The organism is Aquimonas voraii (assembly GCF_900101825.1).
Taxonomy (GTDB): Bacteria; Pseudomonadota; Gammaproteobacteria; order Xanthomonadales; family Xanthomonadaceae; genus Aquimonas; species Aquimonas voraii.
The window spans coordinates 26,386-43,063 of sequence record NZ_FNAG01000002.1 but is presented as its reverse complement, the minus strand read 5'-3'; the positions used below and the strand labels follow the sequence as shown (position 1 = coordinate 43,063).

Sequence of the window (16,678 nt, the reverse complement as noted above, 5' to 3'; positions counted from 1 at the left end):
TCGTGGGCTCGGGCGGGCCGTGAATCAGTCGCCCATCAACTTCTGGCGATGCTCCCAGCGCTCCTGCGCGTCGAGGCACAGGGTGGCGATCGGACGCGCTTCGAGACGGTCGATGCCGATCTCCTCGCCGGTCTCCTCGCAGTAGCCGTAGGAGCCGTCGTCGATACGCTTCAGCGCCTTCTCGATCTTGTTGATCAGCTTGCGATAGCGATCGCGCGTGCGCAGCTCCAGCGAGTTCTCGGTCTCGCGGGTGGCGCGCTCGGCCTCGTCGCCGACGTCACGCACTTCCTCGCGCAGGTTGTCGATGGTCTGCTTGGATTCCTCGACCAGTTCGGCGCGCCAGTTGATGAGCTTCTGGCGGAAGTACTCGAGGTGCTCGGGGCACATGTACTCCTCGTCCGCCTTGGGCTTGTAGCCCTCGGGCAACTCGACGCGGATGATCTGGTGGGCCACCAGCGGCTCGGGCTGGGCGGCGGGACGGCTCGGGGCCACCGCGCGAGCGCGCGTGCCTTCGCCGCTGCCGGCGCCGCTGGACTTGGACTTGGTGACGCTTGGTTTCATCGTGTTCCCTGTTGCATTGGAGGCGTCCGTGCCCGCAGCGCGAGACTTGGCTGCAGTGGCCGGGGCGGCCGCGGTCGACACTTTAGCGGCCGCAGGTTCCGGTTTCTTGTCGGCCGTCGCGCTCTTGGCAGTCGCTGCGACGGGTTTTGCGGGCGCGGCCTTGACCATGCCGACGATCGCCTGAGTGATCGACTTGACCGCGGTCACCGCCTTCTTGGCGATGGCCGCGGGTTTGGCGGCGGCTGCGGCCTTGGCGGGCGGCTTTGCGGCCGGCTTGACCGAGGTCTTGGCAGGCAGCTTCGCTGCCGGCTTGGCTAAGGCCTTGGCGGCGGGCTTCGCTGCCGGCTTGGTCGAAGGCTTGGCGGCGGGCTTGGCCGATACCTTGGTCGCGACCTTCGACACGGGCTTCGCTGCAGGCTTGGCTGCAGGCTTGGCTGCAGGCTTGGCAGCAGGCTTGGCAGCTGGCCTGCCCCCCGCCTTCGCCGCAGACTTCACGGCGGGCTTCGCGGCCTTGGCGACAGGCTTTGACGCAGCCTTGGCGACGACCTTCGCGCCCTTCGCTACGGGCTTCGCCGCGGGCTTGACCGCCTTGGCCGGAGCCGCCTTCGATTTCGACGCTGCGGCCGCCTTGGCCGGTGCTTTCACCGCTTTCGACTTCGCTGCCACGATAGCCCTTCCCTTGTGTGAGTTGCTTGAGGCTCAGCGGGCGCGTGTTATAGCCTGTCGCCCGCTCTGCGGCAAGCAAAACCGCGCCTGCCCGAAGCCCCTGCAAGTTCCGCCTGCCGCGCATCCGCAGGGTACTTCGACGTGCATTCACGTCCGCGCTGTCGTCGTCTTTCCCACTCAATCCGACCGGCCTGCCCGTGCGTCGATTCCTGATCCTACTCCTGCGCGGCTACAAGCGATTCATCAGCCCGCTGCTGGGCCAGCACTGCCGCTTCCACCCGAGCTGCTCGGAGTATTCGATGCAGGCCATCGAACGCTACGGTGCAATCCGCGGTGGCTGGCTCACCGCGCGTCGTCTCGCGCGCTGCCAGCCCCTGTGCGACGGCGGCCTGGATCCTGTCCCCGACACCTGGCCCAAGCGGGGCGAGCATCGCCGCTGTCGCTGCGGCGAGGCGGGAACGCCCGGAGACACCGCGGAAAGCGCAGCCGCCAGCACTCCGCCCGCCGGCCCCAACACGGATGACCCTCGCCGATGCGCGTCCTGCTGAACCTGCTGCTTCTGCTGGCTGCCCCTGCGCTGCATGCGGGCCCGATCCCCGAACGTCTGGCGCAAGGCGGTGTAGCGATCGTCCAGCTTGCGCCCGGCGAGCACGCCGAGCTCGACGGCCGTACGCTCAAGGTCTCGCCCGAGGGCTGGCTGGTCTTCGGGATTGGCCGCGAAGCGACCGGCGCACTGGAGTTCGTCCGCATCGACCGCGACGGCAGGCGTCACGCCCATCGGATCCGCATCGTGCCGCGCGACTTCCGCATCGAGCGGGTCAACGGCCTGCCGCAGCGGACAGTCACGCCGGACCCGGCGATCGCCGAGCGCATCGCCCGCGAGCAGGCGGCGGTGGGCAAGGCGCGCGAGCGCAACGACGACCGCATCGATTTCGCGGCGGGCTTCCTGCGGCCCATCGAAGGCGGCCGCATCAGCGGCGTCTACGGCAGCCAACGCATCCTCAACGGCGAGCCGCGCGCGCCGCACATGGGGCTCGATATCGCCGTGCCGACGGGCACGCCGATCCGGGCGCCAGCGGCGGGCGTCGTCAGCTTCGTGGGGCCCGATCTGTTCCTGACCGGCGGCACCGTGCTGCTCGACCACGGTCACGGTCTGTCGTCCAGCTTCCTGCACCTGTCGCGCATCGATGTGCGCGAGGGCCAGCGCGTCGAGCGCGGCGAGACGCTCGGCGCGGTCGGCGCCACCGGCCGCGCCTCGGGCCCGCATCTGCACTGGGGCCTCAACTGGTTCGAGACGCGACTCGATCCGGCCCTGCTGCTGCCCTGAATCCTCCCTCTTCTCCACCCTTTCCGAGGCCCACCATGCCTTCCTTCGACATCGTCTCCGAAGTGGATGCCCACGAACTCACCAACGCGGTCGACCAGGCCAGCCGCGAGCTGGGCAAGCGCTTCGACTTCCGCGGCACCTCGGCCGCCTTCGAGCTGGAGGACAAGACCGTCAAGCTGCGCGGCGACAGCGAGTTCCAGCTGCAGCAGCTGATGGACATCCTGCGCCAGCGCCTGACCGCACGCGGCATCGATATCCGCTGCCTGGAGCCCGGCGATATCGAGACCAATGTCGCCGGCGCGCGCCAGGCGGTGAAGATCAAGCAGGGCATCGAGCAGGCCACGGCCAAGAAGATCGTCGCCGCGATCAAGGCCAGCGGCATCAAGGTCGACAGCCAGATCCAGGGCGAGAAGCTGCGCGTCAACGGCAAGAAGCGCGACGACCTGCAGGCGGTGATCGCGCTGCTGCGCAAGAGCGATTTCGAGCTGCCGCTGCAGTTCGACAACTTCCGCGACTGAAGCAAGCGCGATCGCGCGAGAGACAGGGCGTGGCTGCAACGCCGCGCCCTGTCGGTGGCGGCTAGCCCACCCGCTGCAGGATGTCGTCGCGCGCGCGCAGCAGGGCGGGTCCGACTTCGCCGACCAGGCGCTCGCGGGTCATGCTGTAGACGGGCCCATTGACCGACAGCGCCAGCAGGCGCTCGCCGCCCTGGATCGGCAGCGGGACGCCGACGGCGTAGAGCTCGGGCATCCAGTCGCCCAGCGAGAACACGAAGCCGTGCGCGGCGAAGTCGGCGCGGGCCTGCTCGACGCCCGCCGTCACTTCGGCGCGCTGCGCCTTGGGCACGCGCTGCAGCAGTGCGGCCATGGCGGCCTCGTAGCGCGCCGGCTCAAGCCCCGCAAGGTAGGCGCGCCCCAGCGCCGTCGTGCCATGCGGCAGCCGCTCGCCGATCTCGCGGCGGATATGGAAGGCGTTGCTGCCGTGGCAGACCTCGAGCACCACCATCTGGGTCTGGTCGAGTGCACCCAGGATCACGCTGGCCTGCACCTCTTCGGCCAGCGCCTGCATCAGCGGGCGCGCCACGGTGCGCACATCCTCGCCGGCGAGGAAGGCATGGCCCAATGCGAGCACGCTGGCGCCCAGCGCGTACTTCTCCAGCTTCTGCGAGTGCTCCAGATAGCCGAGCCGGGTCAGGGTATAGGTCAGGCGCGAAACGGTCGGACGCGGCAGGCCGGTGCGGCTGGCGATCTCGCTGTTGGCCAGCCAGCGCTCGCTGCGCTTGAAGCAGCGCAGGATCGCCAGGCCGCGCGCCAGCGCGGTGACGAAGCGGCGATCGCGGGCCTCTTCGGCGCGGATGCCGGCCTCGGTGGCCAAGGTGTCGTCGGCGGCGGTGCTGGCGGTGTCGTTCCGGTCGGTCATTGCCCTGTGATTCCCTGCGTGGTTCAGCTCCAGCGCTTCAGCTCGAGCTTGGCGATGTGGTTGCGATGGACCTCGTCGGGGCCATCGGCCAAGCGCAGGGTACGCGCCATCGCGTAGGCGTACGCGAGCGGAAAGTCATTACTCACGCCGCCGCCGCCATGCACCTGGATGGCCCAGTCGATCACTTGGCAGGCCATGTTCGGCGCGGCGACCTTGATCATGGCGATCTCCTTGGCCGCCACCTTGTTGCCGACCGTGTCCATCTTCCAGGCCGCGTTGAGGGTGAGCAGGCGGGCCTGGTCGATCAGGATGCGCGCCTCGGCGATGCGCTCGCGGGTCACCCCCTGCTCCGCCACGGCGCGGCCGAAGGCATGACGATTCAAGGCGCGCTTGCACATCAGCTCCAGCGCACGTTCGGCCAGGCCGATCAGTCGCATGCAGTGGTGGATGCGGCCCGGCCCCAGTCGCCCCTGGGCGATCTCGAAACCCCGGCCCTCGCCGAGCAGGATGTTCTCCTCCGGCACCCGCACCTTGTCGAAGACGATCTCGCCGTGACCGTGCGGCGCGTCGTCGTAGCCGAACACCGGCAAGTGCCGCAGCAGCTGCACGCCCGGCGTGTCCATGGGCACCAGGATCATCGACTGCCGCAGGTGCGGGCTGGGGTGGTCGGGTTGGCTCTGACCCATCACGATCAGGATCCGGCAGCGCGGGTCGTTGGCGCCCGAGCTCCACCATTTGCGGCCGGTGATGACGTAGTCGTCGCCGTCGCGCTCGATGCGCGTGCGGATCTGGGTGGCATCGGACGAGGCCACGTCGGGCTCGGTCATGGCGAAGCAGCTGCGGATCTCGCCGGCCAGCAGTGGCTCAAGCCACTGCGCCTGCTGCGCCGGTGTGCCGTAGCGCTCAAGCACCTCCATGTTGCCGGTGTCGGGCGCGCTGCAGTTGAACACCTCCGGCGCGATCGGCGAGCGGCCCATCAGCTCGCACAGCGGCGCGTACTCGGCATTGCTGAGGCCCGCGCCACGCGCGGACTCGGGCAGGAACAGATTCCAAAGCCCGGCCGCTTTCGCCTTGGCCTTCAGCGCCTCGACCACACGGGTCGGCACCCAGGCGTTGCCGGCGCGGCGGTTGGCCTCGACCTCGTCGAAGAAAGCGGCCTCGTTGGGATGAACCTCGGCCTGCATGAAGGCCTCGACGCGGGCCAGCAGGTCTTGCGTGCGCTGCGAGTACTCGAAGTCCATCAGGGCGCTTCCTTCTGTGCGATGGTCCAGGCCAGCTCGGCCAGCGGCACGGCCTGCTTGCCCATTTCTGCGCCCTTGCTGGACGCGGCGTTGCCGGCCAGCGCGCGGGCCAGCACGCCCTGCAGAATCGCAGCGAGCCGGAACAGGTTGAAGACGAGGTAGGTGTTCCAGTGCGCGGGTCGGCCGGCGCTGCCGAGCTCGACGCCAGCAAGCCTGCAGTACTCGGCGATGTACTCGGCCTCGCTTGGAATGCCCAGGGTTTCGATATCGACGCCGGCCAAGCCGCGGAAGCCCGCACCGGGCATGCGCCAGGTCAGGGTGCTGTAAGCGAAGTCGACCAGCGGATCGCCGAGCGTCGACAGCTCCCAGTCCAGCAGGGCGCGGATCTCGATGGAATCTGGCGCGAAGATGAAGTTGTCGAGGCGCAGGTCGCCGTGGACGATGCGCACCGCATTCGGCGGCGGCAGGTGCGCGGGCAGCCATTCGATCAGGCGCTCCATCGCTGCGATCGGTGGCGCTTCGGAGGCCTGGTACTGGCGGGTCCAGCGACTGGTCTGGCGCTCCAGGTAATTGCCCGGTGCGCCGTAGTCCTCGAGCCCGACCGTCGCAGGTTCAATCGCATGCAGGGCAGCGATGGTCCGCGCCATCGACAAAAAGGCCTCGCGCCGCTGTGCGGGTTCAAGCCCGGGCAGCTTCGGGTCCCAGAACACCCGGCCCGGCACGTGGCGCATCACGTAGAAGGCGGTGCCGATGACGGCCTCGTCTTCGCAGAGCGCAAGCGCCTCGGCCACCGGCACGGCGCTGCCACGGAGCGCGCGGATCACCCGGTACTCGCGATCGACCGCATGCGCCGAGGGCAGCAGCTTGCCCGGCGGCTTGCGACGCAGCACCAGGCGCTCGTTGCCCACTTCGAGGTAGTAGGTCGGGTTGCTCTGCCCGCCCTCGAACTGCCAGAGCTTCAGCGCCCCTTCGAAGCCCAGCGTCTGCTTCAGCCACAGGGCGAGAGCGAGCTCGTCGATACGATGCGCCTCGCGCACAGCGGTGACACCGGCGGGCAGGACCATCAGAGCACGCTCATGCCGCCGTCGACGGCGATGTTCTGGCCATTGATATGTGCCGAAGCATCCGAGGCCAACAGCACGGCGAGACCCTTGAGATCCTCATCGCCACCCATCTGCCCGCGCGGCGTCAGACGGGTCAGCAGCTCGTGCGAGCGCTCGATGATCTTGTCGGCCATCTTGCTGCTGAAGAAGCCGGGGCAGATGCCGTTGACGGTGATGCCGCGCCCGCCCCACTCGGCGGCCAGCGCGCGGGTCAGGTTGACCACCGCGCCCTTGCTGGCGTGGTAGGCGGCGGCGCACAGCACTTCCGGCGGCGAAGCGCCCAGCCCGGCGACGGACGACACGTTGATGATCCGTCCCTTGCCCTGCGGCAGCAGGCAGCGTCGAGCCACTTCCTGGGTCAGCGCGAACAGGGCATTCAAGTTCAGGTCGATGACCTTGGCCCAGGCCTCGGGCGGGTGCTCTTCGGCACGCGCCCCCCAGGTGGCCCCGGCGTTGTTGACCAGGATGTCGATGCGGCCGAAGCGCGCCAGCGCGGCGTCCACCAGGACTGCGGCTGCACCCGGCTTGGCGATGTCCATGGGCACGGCCAGGACGTCGGCCCCCTGCGCTTCGAGCTGCGCTTGGGCCTGCGCCAGCTCCTCGGCCTTGCGCGCGGTGATCACCAGTCTGGCGCCCATCTCGGCCAGACCCTCCGCGATCTGCAGGCCGAGCCCGCGCGAGCCGCCAGTGACGACGGCGACGCGGCCGCCGAGTTCAAACAGTTGACGTACGCCCATGGTGATGCGCTCCCTTCGCCTGAATCAGGCTGTGTTGATCTGCGGAATATGATTCTGCACGTAGGCACCAAGGATACCCGCCCGAAAGGCCGGGCGATGGCGGCCGCCCCGCCTGCCCGCTGGCTCGAATCGCAAGCGCCGGGGCCGACGGGTATCCGTGCGGACCGCAGCTGCGGTCGCTGCCGCGCGATGGCAGCGACGCCGAGAATGCGGATCGAGGTCCTTGGATCGACCGCGACGCAGGCCAATACCGACTCGCGCCTCGCACCAAAGCGGCTGCACGCAGCCTGGTTTCTGGGCGTCAATTCCACTTTGTCTGTGTGCTTGCGCAGATTCGAATCCGGCAGGCACCGCTCGAAAGGTATGAATCCGGGAATTGCCTTGACTATTGGCATTCGGCTATAAAACGCTGTGTTCCACGTCAGTGCGAACACTCGGAGCGCGTCAACCCAAAAAAATCCAGAGTCCCCTGAAGGAGCCATTCCATGTCCATCGACCTGACCGGTCTCAGCCCGCAACAGCTGGACGAGCTGATCGCCAAGGCCGCGGAAACCAAGCGCAATCTGCACAAGCAGCGCATCAACGACGTCCGCAAGAAGCTCACCCAGATCGCCAAGGACGAGGGTTACTCGATCGAGGAACTGTTCGGCAAGGGCGGCAAGGGCGGCAAGGGCAGCGTCGGCGCGAAGTACGCCAACCCGGCGGATCCCTCGCAAACCTGGACCGGCCGCGGCAAGCGCCCGAACTGGTTCAAGGATGCGCTGGCTTCGGGCGCATCGGAGGAATCGCTGCGCGTCGGCTGATTCTGCGGACGCGGCAACACGGAACGCCGGCCCCAGTGCCGGCGTTCTGCTTTCTGCGGGGCTCGGCAAATGCGCGGCAGCGCTCAGAGACTGCGGCGCGGAGGAATCAGCAGGTTGCCGAAAAGCAAACCGGCGACCAGCGAAATCAGCACGGTGATGACCGTGAATCCCGCATCCAAACCGAGAAACACATCACGCTCGAAAACGAATGACAGGCTGCGAAAGCCCACGCTGCCCGGCACCAGAAGAATCATGCCCGGCACCCGCACCACCGCGCCCGGGCGACTGAAAGTCCGCGCGTAGAGATTGCTTGCGGCACTCACCGCCATGCCGGCCATGAACACACCGGCTTCGTTGCCCAGCGCCGCACCGCCATAGCGACTGCACAGATAGCCCAGAACGGCTGAGGCCATCACCACCGGATAATCGCGGCGATCAGCGCGGAAAAGCACGGCGAAGGAATAGGCGGCCACCAGCAGTGCCGCCCACTCCAGCCATTCCGGCGGCACCGGCATCGGAGGCTCAGCCGGCACCCAGCCCAACAGGCGCGCGAACTGGGTGGCCGCCACGGTGCCAAAGGTCAGTTTCAGTAGCGTGGAAACCGCCCCCGCAAAGCGCGCAGTGCCCGCCATCAGATGCTGGCTGGACAACTCCGACACCGCGTTCGCGAGCGTCAGGCCGGGCAGCAGCACGATCAGGCTGGCCACCACGACCGTCTTCAGGTTGATCGGCACCAGCCAGAAGGCCACCGCCGTCGCCAGCAGGGTTGCCAGGAGCGCGGCAATGGCGTCCAAGCCCTCGGACAGGCGCGGACGCCCGGCACCCAGCACATAGAGCAGGCCGATCACCCAACCGATACCGGCAGCGGTCGCGATATCGGCCCAGGCCGTGCCCAGCAGGCCGGCCACGCTGGCCGAGGCCAAGCCGAAGCTCAAGGCGGTCAAGGCCTGCGCGCCCGGCCCCGACGGCGCCTTCAGCTCGCGCAGCGCGCGCGAACCTTCGTTCAGGCTCATCTCGCCGGCCAGCACCTTCTCGGCGATGGCATCCGCCGCGCACAGCCGGGCCAGATCGACATCGCCGGGCTCCAGCCTTACGACCCGGGTGGTTTCAGCGGCGGGCGCGCCCTCGGCGACCACGGCGTCGGCATCCACCACCGACAGGATCAGCCCGGTCGGGTTGGCCATGGGCTGGCAGCGCAGGCGCAGTCGTGCTGCCACCTTGGAGATCGCCAACTCAAGGCGCTGGGCGGTGGTGCCATAGGTGTGCAGGCTGGCCGCGAGCTGCAGCAGGAACTCGATGCGATCGGCGTAGCTGGGCTGTGTGCTCATGGGCGTCGGGCATCGCGGGGCCGCCAAGGATAGCGGCTGCGCGAGTCACGCATGGACGCGCTCGCCGCATCGTGCGGGCGGGCATACTTCGCGCCCCTCGTCGCGCGGCCATAACGGAATCTGCATGCCCATCCAGTTCGGCCTCGGCGAAGCCTTCGCGCTGCTCAGCGCGCTGGCCTGGGCTGTGGGCGTGATCCTCTACAGCAAGCTCGGCACCTGGCTGCCGCCGTTGCAGTTGAATTTCATCAAGAATGCCCTCGTGCTGGGCATGCTGGCCGGCGCGGTGCCGCTGGTGCACGGCCTAGCCCTGCCCGACATGAGCGCCGCCGAAATCGCCATCGCCGTCACCAGCGGCGTGATCGGTCTCGCTCTCGCCGACACGCTCTACCTGAAGGCGCTGAATCAGCTCGGCGCCGGCCGCATGGGCATCATCGGCAACCTCTACAGCCCCTTCGTCATCGCCCTGTCCTTCGTCTTCCTCGGCGAACGCCTCGGGCCGCTGCAGATCGTGGGCTTCGTGCTGGTGAGTTCCGGCGTGCTGCTGGTGAGCAGCAAGCGCGAGCGCGACACCGGGGGCCCCAGCGTGCTGTCGGGCGTGCTGCTGGGCGTGCTCGCGATCCTGCTGATGGCGGTCGCCATCGTCATGGTGAAGCGCGTGCTGGAGGCGCAGCCCTTGGTCTGGATCAGCCTGATCCGCATGGGCGGGGCCCTGCTCGGACTGCTGCTGATCGTCGGCCTGCGCGGCGAGCTGCGCAGCCTGAACCCGCGGCACATGCGGGTGCACTGGCCGACCCTGCTGATCGCGGCCTTCGTGGGCCAGTTCCTGTCGACCCTGTTCTGGCTGGGCGGTTACAAGTACACCGACGCCATGGTCGCGGCCATCCTCAATGAAAGCTCATCGGCCTTCATCGTCCTGCTGGCCTGGCTGTGGCTGCGCGAGCCCATGGACCGCCGCCGCGCCTGCGGCATCGCCCTGGCGATGGCGGGGGTGGGCTGCATGGTGGTTTGAGGCCAGGCTCGGGCTTTGCGGCTGCGCGAGCCAGACCCTGCCGAGTCGCGATGTCCTGCATTCGACCGCGACCAGGTCGGGCCTGGCCCGGCAGCCCACGTCCCTCGATGGCGCCTACCCGCTCAGCGCATGCAGCCCTTGAGCGGCACCGCACGAACCAGGGGAATTTCACCCTGCTCGCCAGTGCTGAACCGATAGCTCATGGTGGCGGTGTTGCAGTCCTTGAAGACGAAGGTGGTGACGCCGGCACCCCGCGTGTCCAAGGACTGTTGCAGGCCCGAGAAACTGCCTCCGGTTGTCTGGTAGACCGTGCCCGCCGCTTCATCGCCGTCGATGTCGGTCAGCCCCGAGAACCAGAGGTGCTCAGCGGCTCGCGCCGCACCCGGAGCGCCCTGCGACCAAGTGAACCATGCGAACGCGAGCTTGCCTTGCTCTTCGAGCACATCGATATACACACCCTGCCCCGTGCGTTCGGGGTCGTACCAAGCACCATCGAGTCCCTCGGCGATCTCGAATGGCGGCGCCCCCGGCAACTCGGACTTGACGGTATAGCCCCAGAAACAGATCTGACCCCCGGTGTTCTGGATGAAGGCCTTGGGATTCTCCTCGACGAATCCGGGCCAGCCATCGCAGAGCTCGATGGCGAAGCCGCCGAAACCGTCCACGCTCTCGATGTGCCAGCGCCACAAACGCTGGTCGGGATCGCGGACATCGCGGTTGAAGCCGTCGCCGCCCGCGCCGATTTTGGCCAGCAGGATGCCCGGAATGTCCTCGCCCGGCCGCCCGCCGTTGGCGATGATCGCCCGCGCCTGGGCGATGTGTTCGGGGTCGCTCAAGGGGACGAGGAAGCTCTGGTTGCGCTCGGTCTCGATCTCGGCGATTTCGAACCAGACGGTTTCCGCGTGGGCGGACACGGAGAAGGAAAGGCTCAGGCACACAGATGCCGCGAGCTTGAGGGTCGGATTCATGCACTGCTCCTGGAAAGAGGGACCGCGGTGTCCGCACCACGCCAGACCGGGCGCGGCCAAGAATGGAATTCACTGGCGCCGGAACCCAGTCCCCCACGAATCCGGGCGGCGCTTTGTCCAGCTGCAGAACGGACGGCGGGAGCATGCCACAGAACCCCGAGCCCTTCATGCCGCAGGACGGCACCCGATCCAGCGGAAGGTCAGGTTCAGCCGCGGCGGCAATGCCCGGGCGCTCTTGGCGATGGCGTGCTGGTACAGGCTCTGGGTGCGCCCGGCCATCCGCAGCAGGCTGCCGTGGGGCAGCTCGAGCTTGAGCCGCTGGCGGCGCTCGGCGAGGTCGCGGAAGGCAAAGCCGCGTACCGCGCCCAGACTGAGCGAAGCGATCACCGGCTCTGGCCCCAGCTCGGGCTCGTCATCGGCGTGCCAGCCCATGCCGTCGGCACCGTCGCGGTAGAGGTTGGCGAGCACGCTGTTGAAGCGCGCGCCGCAGGCCTGCTCGATCCGCGGCTTCAGGCCGGCCAGCGCAGGCGTCCACGGCCGCGGCTCGAAGCGGGTGCGCGAATAGGTGTAGGCCGCACCGGGGTCGCCGATCCAGCAGGACAGCCGCGGCGAGGCGTGCTCGCGACCATAGAGCCGGATGCGGTGCTGCTCCCAGGGGATTTCAGCGCTGAGTGCCGCGAGCAGCGCATCGGCCTCCTCAGCCTGCAGGAAGGCTGGCGCGATCCGCAGTTCGGCGCCATCGAGCGCGATCTCGATCCATTCCATACGCTGAAGTATGCTTGCCAACCTCGCCGGCCAGGCCTGCCCCATGCAGGTCGCGCGCGTCGGCACTCTGCGGGCAAGACGGTCAAGACGCTGTCGCCTGCACGCCCCGCCACCGATAATGCCGCCCTTTACGCACACAGCCAGGAGCCAGCCATGAGCGAGCGCGATGTCATGGAATACGACGTGGTCACGGTGGGCGCAGGCCCTGCCGGCCTCGCCTTCGCCATCCGACTGAAGCAGCTCAAGCCGGATCTGTCGGTCTGCGTGATCGAGAAGGCCTCGACGATCGGCGCGCAGATTCTCTCCGGTGCGGTGATCGAGCCCGGCCCGCTGGACGAGCTGCTGCCCGGCTGGCGCGACAATCCGCCGCCGATCTGCGTGCCGGCCACCGAAGACGAGTTCTGGTTCCTCACCAAGACCGGCGGCTTCAAGTTCCCGATCGTGCCGCCGCAGATGAACAACCACGGCAACTTCATCGTCAGTCTGGGCGCCACCTGCGCCTGGCTGGCGCCGCAGGCAGAAGCCCTGGGCGTGGAGATCTACCCCGGCTTCGCTGCCGCCGAGACCCTGATCGAGGACGGCCGAGTGGTCGGCGTGCGGATCGGCGACATGGGCGTGGCCAAAGACGGCTCGCACAAGCCCGGCTACACCCAGGGCATCGACATCCGCGCCCGCATCACCGTGCTCGCCGAGGGCGCGCGCGGGCATCTCGCCAAGCAGCTCATCAAGCAGTACGGGCTGGATGCCAACAGCGATCCGCAGAGCTACTCGATCGGCATCAAGGAGCTGTGGCAGGTGCCGGAAGACCGCGTCACTCCCGGCAAGATCGTGCACAGCCTCGGCTGGCCGGCCGACTCGCGCACCTACGGCGGCAGCTTCCTGTACCACCTGACCGGCGGCCGCATCGCGCTCGGCTATGTCTCGGGCCTCGACTACCGCGACCCGAACTACCAGCCCTACGAAGCCTTCCAGCAGTGGAAGCACCACCCGACCGTGAAGCCGCTGCTGGACGGCGGCAGCATTCTCTCGGCCGGCGCGCGCGCCATCGTCACCGGCGGCTACCAGAGCCTGCCCAAGACGGAGATGCCGGGCGCGATCCTGATCGGTTGCGATGCCGGCCTGGTCAACGTGCCCAAGATCAAGGGTGTGCACCAGGCGATGCGCTCGGGCATGCTCGCCGCCGAGCACATCGCCAGCACCGATCAGGTCGAAGGCTGGGACGCCAAGCTGCGCGGCTCGGTGGTGTATTCGGAACTCAAGAAGGTCCGCAACTTCAAGCCCGGCTTCAAGAAGGGCCTGTGGTTCGGCCTGGTCAACTCGGGCTGGGAAACGGTGACCGGCGGCGCCTCGCCGTGGACGTTGAAGGTCAAGCCGGACTGGTCCTCGCTGCAGAAACTCAGCGAAGCCGAGAAGCCGAAGCGCGACTACGTCGACCGCAGCCTCGCCCCGCGCGACCGCCTGGCCGGCGTCTACTACGCCGCCACCGAGCACGACGAAGACCAGCCCGTGCACCTGCGCGTCGAAAACACCGACGTCTGCGTGACCAAGTGCGCCGAGGAATACGGCAACCCCTGCACCCGCTTCTGCCCGGCCGGCGTTTACGAGATGGTCGAGGACGAGGCCGGCAAGCGCCTGCAGATCAACGCCGCCAACTGCGTGCACTGCAAGACCTGCGACATCAAGGACCCCTACCAGATCATCAACTGGGTGACGCCTGAGGGGGCGGCGGGGCCGAACTACCAGAACCTGTAGCCGTGGCGAAGCCGCGAATCTCGTGGCTGCGGACACTGGGGCTGACGCTCGCCCTGGCCTTCCCCGTGGCCCCAGCGCTGTATCTGGAGCGGGAGTTCCGGCCGGCGGCTGAAGCGGGCGATGGGGGGAGTTTGCTGCCCAAGCCGTGGCTGGAGTTGCAGGGTGAACCCACGCCAATTCGAGCTGAAGCCACGCGCATGGCAGCAGTCGCGTTGACCCTATTCGAGCGAGATTTCCACGACCGCTCTGCACCGCCTTTTGACATTCAGTTCTCTGAGCTCAGCCGCTGTGACTCCCGCATCGTGGAAGTGGAGCGCGAGCGCCACCAGCTCTGGATCGCCGAAGCGTGGGCGGATACCCGATGGCTGCAGCTACGCATCGGTCGCGATGAAGCGCACCTGGACGAACACGTACTCGTCCAGAGGCCAGCACCACCTCCGACACAGGAAGATGACCCCGCGGAACACGCGGCTGGAGAGTCAGAAATTCTCGCCCGCGGATCGCAGCGCACCTTGAGCCGAATCCCCTTGGTCGAGCTGGAATCTCTTCGATCTGCTTGGAGCAGTCCGTCCTTGTGGAAGGTTCCTCACGCACAGACCCTTCATTTGGTGTGTCTTGATGGGAGGCACGTTGTGCTCGCCTCCTGCGTTTCTGGCGAACTGGAAGTCCGACTCCACCAATGCCTGGATGCCGATGACGCAGCAATCGATCGGTTGCTAAAGCAATTCGACGCTCTGTTGGAGACTGCTGAAACACACTCATCGCACTAGTCGGCCAGTAGACGGGCGGACGAGCTCCGCCCGAGTGCCCTCGTCAAGCATGAGAGTGACCTTCCAAGCGAAACGCTACATGGAGGTGGAGCGCCCCGCGTCAGCGAGTTCCGCATCGCGCTGCCCGGGTGAGTCGAGAAGGGCGTCCTCATCACCACCGGCCGCTTCAGCGCCTATGCCAAGGCCGATGCCAGCCGCGAGGGCGTGATTCCTATCGAACGCATCGACAGCGAGCGCCTGGTGGAACTTTTCGAAGATAAGGGCTTCGTCGCGAAGCCCAAGCAGATCCTCGCGATCCATCACGCAGTCTTCGACGAAATCAGGAAGCAGGTCTTCGAACCTTGGGCCGACTCGTCTGCGCACGCACATCGGAGCGCGAGGCGGTAGCGGCGCGGGCTTTGGGCCCCTCTCCCACTGGGAGAGGGGCTTCAAGAGCAGAGCGACCAATCCACTGACAAAACCGGGCGCACAAGGATCCGAGCGCGCTCCTGCGAATCCCGAATCCCGAATCCCAAGGCCGCGCAGCGGCCGTGATCCCGAACGCGCGCTCAGCGCGCGCTCACGGCAAGCGCCGGATCAAGGCCCCCAGACCGCCCAGCTTCTCTTCGATGCACTCGTAGCCGCGGTCGATGTGGTAGATGCGGTCGACCACGGTATCGCCGCGGGCGACGAGGCCCGCCAGCACCAGGCTGGCCGAGGCGCGCAGGTCGGTGGCCATGATCGGCGCGGCGGTGAGTTCGTTGACGCCGCGGATGATCGCGGAGTTGCCCTCGACGCGGATGTCCGCCCCCAGGCGACGCAGCTCTTCGATGTGCATGAAGCGGTTCTCGAACACCGTCTCGGTGACGATGCCGACGCCTTCGGCCACCGCATTCAGGGCCACGAACTGCGCCTGCATGTCGGTCGGGAACGCCGGGTAGGGCGCGGTGGTCAGATCGACCGCGCGCGGGCGGCGGCCCTGCATGTCGAGTTCGATGTAGTCGGCACCGGTGTTGATGTGGGCGCCGGCCTTCTCGAGCTTCTGCAGCACGGCGTCCAGCGTGTCGGCGCGGGTGTGCTTGCACATCACCCGGCCGCGGGTGATCGCGCCCGCCACCAGGAAGGTGCCGGTCTCGATGCGGTCGGCGATGACGTCGTAGCGGCAGCCATGCAGCCGCTCCACGCCATGCACGGTGAGCGTGCTGGTGCCGATGCCCTCGATCTGCGCGCCCATCGCCTGCAGGCAGTGGGCGAGGTCGGTAACCTCGGGCTCCTGCGCGGCGTTCTCGATGATGGTGGTGCCTTCGGCCAGCGTCGCCGCCATCAGGATGTTTTCGGTGCCGGTGACGGTCACCATGTCGAACACGAAGCGGGTGCCCTTGAGGCGCTTGGCGCGGGCGCGGATGTTGCCGCCCTCGACCGTGATCTCCGCTCCCATCGCCTGCAGCCCGCGGATGTGCTGGTCGACCGGGCGCGAACCGATCGCGCAGCCACCCGGCAGGCTCACTTCGGCCTGGCCGAAGCGCGCCACCAGCGGGCCCAGCACCAGGATCGAGGCGCGCATGGTCTTGACCAGCTCATAGGGCGCGACGAATCGGTCGGCACGGCTGGCATCGAGGGTGATGCGCATGCGGTCTTCGATGCCGAGCGTGACCCCCATCTGGCCCAGCAGCTCCAGAGTGGTGGTGACGTCATGCAGGTGCGGCACGTTGCCGATGTCCATCGGGCCGTCCGCCAGCAGACCTGCACACAGAATGGGCAGCACGGCGTTCTTGGCGCCGGAGATCCACACCTCGCCGCTCAGCGGGCCGTTGCCGGTGATCTGGATTTTCGCCATCGGATCAGCCCTCGCCGGCTTCGGCGGGGGTCTGGGTCTTCAGCGACAGCGCATGGATCGCGCCGCCCATCAGGTCGCCCAAGGTCGCGTAGACCATGCGGTGGCGGGCCAGCGGCAGCTTGCCGGCAAAGGCGTCGGAGATGACGAGGGCTTCGAAGTGCACGCCGTCGTCGCCCTGCACATGGGCGCGGGCGCCGGGCAGCCCGGCTTCGATCAGTTCACGGATGGTTTCAGGGGTCATGGGCAGGCTTGGCAGCGCCTCGCGTCCGGGATGCAGCGCGCCGGGCGCGGGCGGCCCCGGTGCGGGGCGGGGTAGAATGGCCGGCGATTCTAAAGCATCCCCGCCGGCCGTCCCGGCACCTGCCACAACTCGTCAGAATCCGCCGGCGTTCCGCTGCCCGCGGCCAAGCGCC

General features: G+C 67.9%; 17 protein-coding genes and 1 pseudogene. 7 read left to right on the top strand and 11 right to left on the bottom strand.

Annotated elements, in window-relative coordinates; all coding sequences use genetic code 11:
• Nucleotides 1-24 precede the first annotated feature (24 nt).
• Nucleotides 25-1,227 (bottom strand): RNA polymerase-binding protein DksA, encoded by a 1,203-nt coding sequence (gene dksA, locus BLP83_RS04920; protein ID WP_425388963.1) that lies wholly within the window; start codon nt 1,225-1,227, stop codon nt 25-27.
• Between the two features lie 197 nt (nt 1,228-1,424).
• On the opposite strand from dksA, the pseudogene yidD reads away from it, so the two are divergent.
• The 3 genes and pseudogenes from yidD to BLP83_RS04905 all read left to right on the top strand — a co-directional run.
• A pseudogene (gene yidD / locus BLP83_RS18965) lies at nt 1,425-1,670 on the top strand (membrane protein insertion efficiency factor YidD); the annotation flags it as partial.
• Between the two features lie 89 nt (nt 1,671-1,759).
• Nucleotides 1,760-2,554 (top strand): M23 family metallopeptidase, encoded by a 795-nt coding sequence (locus tag BLP83_RS04910; protein ID WP_091239600.1) that lies wholly within the window; start codon nt 1,760-1,762, stop codon nt 2,552-2,554.
• 35 nt (nt 2,555-2,589) lie between these two features.
• Nucleotides 2,590-3,072 carry a YajQ family cyclic di-GMP-binding protein gene (locus BLP83_RS04905; protein ID WP_091239597.1) on the top strand — a complete coding sequence of 161 codons (483 nt, stop codon included), beginning with the start codon at nt 2,590-2,592 and terminating at the stop codon, nt 3,070-3,072.
• Between the two features lie 61 nt (nt 3,073-3,133).
• On the opposite strand, the gene BLP83_RS04900 is transcribed toward BLP83_RS04905, so the two are convergent.
• The 4 genes from BLP83_RS04900 to BLP83_RS04885 are packed head-to-tail and all read right to left on the bottom strand — an operon-like array spanning nt 3,134 to nt 7,054.
• Nucleotides 3,134-3,973, bottom strand: coding sequence for an IclR family transcriptional regulator (locus tag BLP83_RS04900; protein WP_091239596.1), 840 nt, complete (start codon nt 3,971-3,973; stop codon nt 3,134-3,136).
• Nucleotides 3,974-3,996: 23 nt separating this feature from the next.
• Nucleotides 3,997-5,214 carry an acyl-CoA dehydrogenase family protein gene (locus tag BLP83_RS04895; RefSeq protein ID WP_091239594.1) on the bottom strand — a complete coding sequence of 406 codons (1,218 nt, stop codon included), beginning with the start codon at nt 5,212-5,214 and terminating at the stop codon, nt 3,997-3,999.
• Nucleotides 5,214-6,278: a phosphotransferase gene (locus BLP83_RS04890; protein ID WP_091239592.1), complete on the bottom strand. Its 1,065-nt coding sequence runs from the start codon at nt 6,276-6,278 to the stop codon at nt 5,214-5,216. The genes BLP83_RS04895 and BLP83_RS04890 overlap by 1 nt, the downstream gene beginning before the upstream one ends.
• A complete protein-coding gene (locus tag BLP83_RS04885) occupies nt 6,278-7,054 on the bottom strand; it encodes an SDR family oxidoreductase (protein WP_091239590.1) in 777 nt (258 codons plus the stop codon). Before BLP83_RS04885 ends, BLP83_RS04890 begins: the two co-directional genes overlap by 1 nt.
• Before the next feature lie 485 nt (nt 7,055-7,539).
• Here BLP83_RS04885 and BLP83_RS04880 point away from each other — a divergent pair, with 485 nt between their 5' ends.
• A complete protein-coding gene (locus BLP83_RS04880; protein WP_091239589.1) occupies nt 7,540-7,857 on the top strand; it encodes an H-NS histone family protein in 318 nt (105 codons plus the stop codon).
• Between the two features lie 83 nt (nt 7,858-7,940).
• Here the strand turns inward: BLP83_RS04880 and BLP83_RS04875 are convergent, their stop codons facing one another.
• Nucleotides 7,941-9,185: a threonine/serine exporter family protein gene (locus BLP83_RS04875; RefSeq protein ID WP_091239587.1), complete on the bottom strand. Its 1,245-nt coding sequence runs from the start codon at nt 9,183-9,185 to the stop codon at nt 7,941-7,943.
• A 124-nt stretch (nt 9,186-9,309) separates the two neighbouring features.
• On the opposite strand from BLP83_RS04875, the gene BLP83_RS04870 reads away from it, so the two are divergent.
• Nucleotides 9,310-10,194, top strand: coding sequence for a DMT family transporter (locus tag BLP83_RS04870; RefSeq protein WP_176764012.1), 885 nt, complete (start codon nt 9,310-9,312; stop codon nt 10,192-10,194).
• Nucleotides 10,195-10,316: 122 nt separating this feature from the next.
• On the opposite strand, the gene BLP83_RS04865 is transcribed toward BLP83_RS04870, so the two are convergent.
• Both BLP83_RS04865 and BLP83_RS04860 read right to left on the bottom strand, forming a co-directional pair.
• Entirely contained in the window at nt 10,317-11,162 is an 846-nt protein-coding gene (locus BLP83_RS04865; RefSeq protein ID WP_091239582.1) for a BP74-related protein, read from the bottom strand.
• A 165-nt stretch (nt 11,163-11,327) separates the two neighbouring features.
• On the bottom strand, nt 11,328-11,927 hold the full coding sequence (locus tag BLP83_RS04860) for an alpha-ketoglutarate-dependent dioxygenase AlkB family protein (RefSeq protein WP_176764010.1): 600 nt from the start codon (nt 11,925-11,927) through the stop codon (nt 11,328-11,330).
• A gap of 153 nt (nt 11,928-12,080) precedes the next feature.
• Between BLP83_RS04860 and BLP83_RS04855 the strand changes: the two genes are divergently transcribed.
• Complete coding sequence (locus tag BLP83_RS04855) at nt 12,081-13,679, top strand: electron transfer flavoprotein-ubiquinone oxidoreductase (RefSeq protein WP_091239580.1); 1,599 nt, start codon at nt 12,081-12,083, stop codon at nt 13,677-13,679.
• Nucleotides 13,680-13,681: 2 nt separating this feature from the next.
• Nucleotides 13,682-14,449: a hypothetical protein gene (locus BLP83_RS18155; protein WP_143006541.1), complete on the top strand. Its 768-nt coding sequence runs from the start codon at nt 13,682-13,684 to the stop codon at nt 14,447-14,449.
• A 75-nt stretch (nt 14,450-14,524) separates the two neighbouring features.
• Here the strand turns inward: BLP83_RS18155 and BLP83_RS04850 are convergent, their stop codons facing one another.
• From BLP83_RS04850 to BLP83_RS04840, 3 genes are all read right to left on the bottom strand, one after another.
• Nucleotides 14,525-14,749, bottom strand: a complete 225-nt coding sequence (locus tag BLP83_RS04850) for a hypothetical protein (protein ID WP_091239577.1) — start codon at nt 14,747-14,749, stop codon at nt 14,525-14,527.
• A 259-nt stretch (nt 14,750-15,008) separates the two neighbouring features.
• Nucleotides 15,009-16,265, bottom strand: coding sequence for a UDP-N-acetylglucosamine 1-carboxyvinyltransferase (gene murA, locus BLP83_RS04845; RefSeq protein WP_091239575.1), 1,257 nt, complete (start codon nt 16,263-16,265; stop codon nt 15,009-15,011).
• Nucleotides 16,266-16,269: 4 nt separating this feature from the next.
• Nucleotides 16,270-16,506 (bottom strand): BolA family protein, encoded by a 237-nt coding sequence (locus tag BLP83_RS04840; protein WP_091239573.1) that lies wholly within the window; start codon nt 16,504-16,506, stop codon nt 16,270-16,272.
• Between the last annotated feature and the right edge of the window lie 172 nt (nt 16,507-16,678).

Coding starts and splice junctions, on each gene's coding strand:
- BLP83_RS04910 (WP_091239600.1), top strand. CDS start 1,760: ATGCGCGTCCTGCTGAACCTGCTGCTTCTGCTGGCTGCCCCTGCGCTG.
- BLP83_RS04905 (WP_091239597.1), top strand. CDS start 2,590: ATGCCTTCCTTCGACATCGTCTCCGAAGTGGATGCCCACGAACTCACC.
- BLP83_RS04900 (WP_091239596.1), bottom strand. CDS start 3,973: ATGACCGACCGGAACGACACCGCCAGCACCGCCGCCGACGACACCTTG.
- BLP83_RS04895 (WP_091239594.1), bottom strand. CDS start 5,214: ATGGACTTCGAGTACTCGCAGCGCACGCAAGACCTGCTGGCCCGCGTC.
- BLP83_RS04890 (WP_091239592.1), bottom strand. CDS start 6,278: ATGGTCCTGCCCGCCGGTGTCACCGCTGTGCGCGAGGCGCATCGTATC.
- BLP83_RS04885 (WP_091239590.1), bottom strand. CDS start 7,054: ATGGGCGTACGTCAACTGTTTGAACTCGGCGGCCGCGTCGCCGTCGTC.
- BLP83_RS04880 (WP_091239589.1), top strand. CDS start 7,540: ATGTCCATCGACCTGACCGGTCTCAGCCCGCAACAGCTGGACGAGCTG.
- BLP83_RS04875 (WP_091239587.1), bottom strand. CDS start 9,185: ATGAGCACACAGCCCAGCTACGCCGATCGCATCGAGTTCCTGCTGCAG.
- BLP83_RS04870 (WP_176764012.1), top strand. CDS start 9,310: ATGCCCATCCAGTTCGGCCTCGGCGAAGCCTTCGCGCTGCTCAGCGCG.
- BLP83_RS04865 (WP_091239582.1), bottom strand. CDS start 11,162: ATGAATCCGACCCTCAAGCTCGCGGCATCTGTGTGCCTGAGCCTTTCC.
- BLP83_RS04860 (WP_176764010.1), bottom strand. CDS start 11,927: ATGGAATGGATCGAGATCGCGCTCGATGGCGCCGAACTGCGGATCGCG.
- BLP83_RS04855 (WP_091239580.1), top strand. CDS start 12,081: ATGAGCGAGCGCGATGTCATGGAATACGACGTGGTCACGGTGGGCGCA.
- BLP83_RS04850 (WP_091239577.1), bottom strand. CDS start 14,749: ATGGATCGCGAGGATCTGCTTGGGCTTCGCGACGAAGCCCTTATCTTC.
- murA (WP_091239575.1), bottom strand. CDS start 16,265: ATGGCGAAAATCCAGATCACCGGCAACGGCCCGCTGAGCGGCGAGGTG.
- BLP83_RS04840 (WP_091239573.1), bottom strand. CDS start 16,506: ATGACCCCTGAAACCATCCGTGAACTGATCGAAGCCGGGCTGCCCGGC.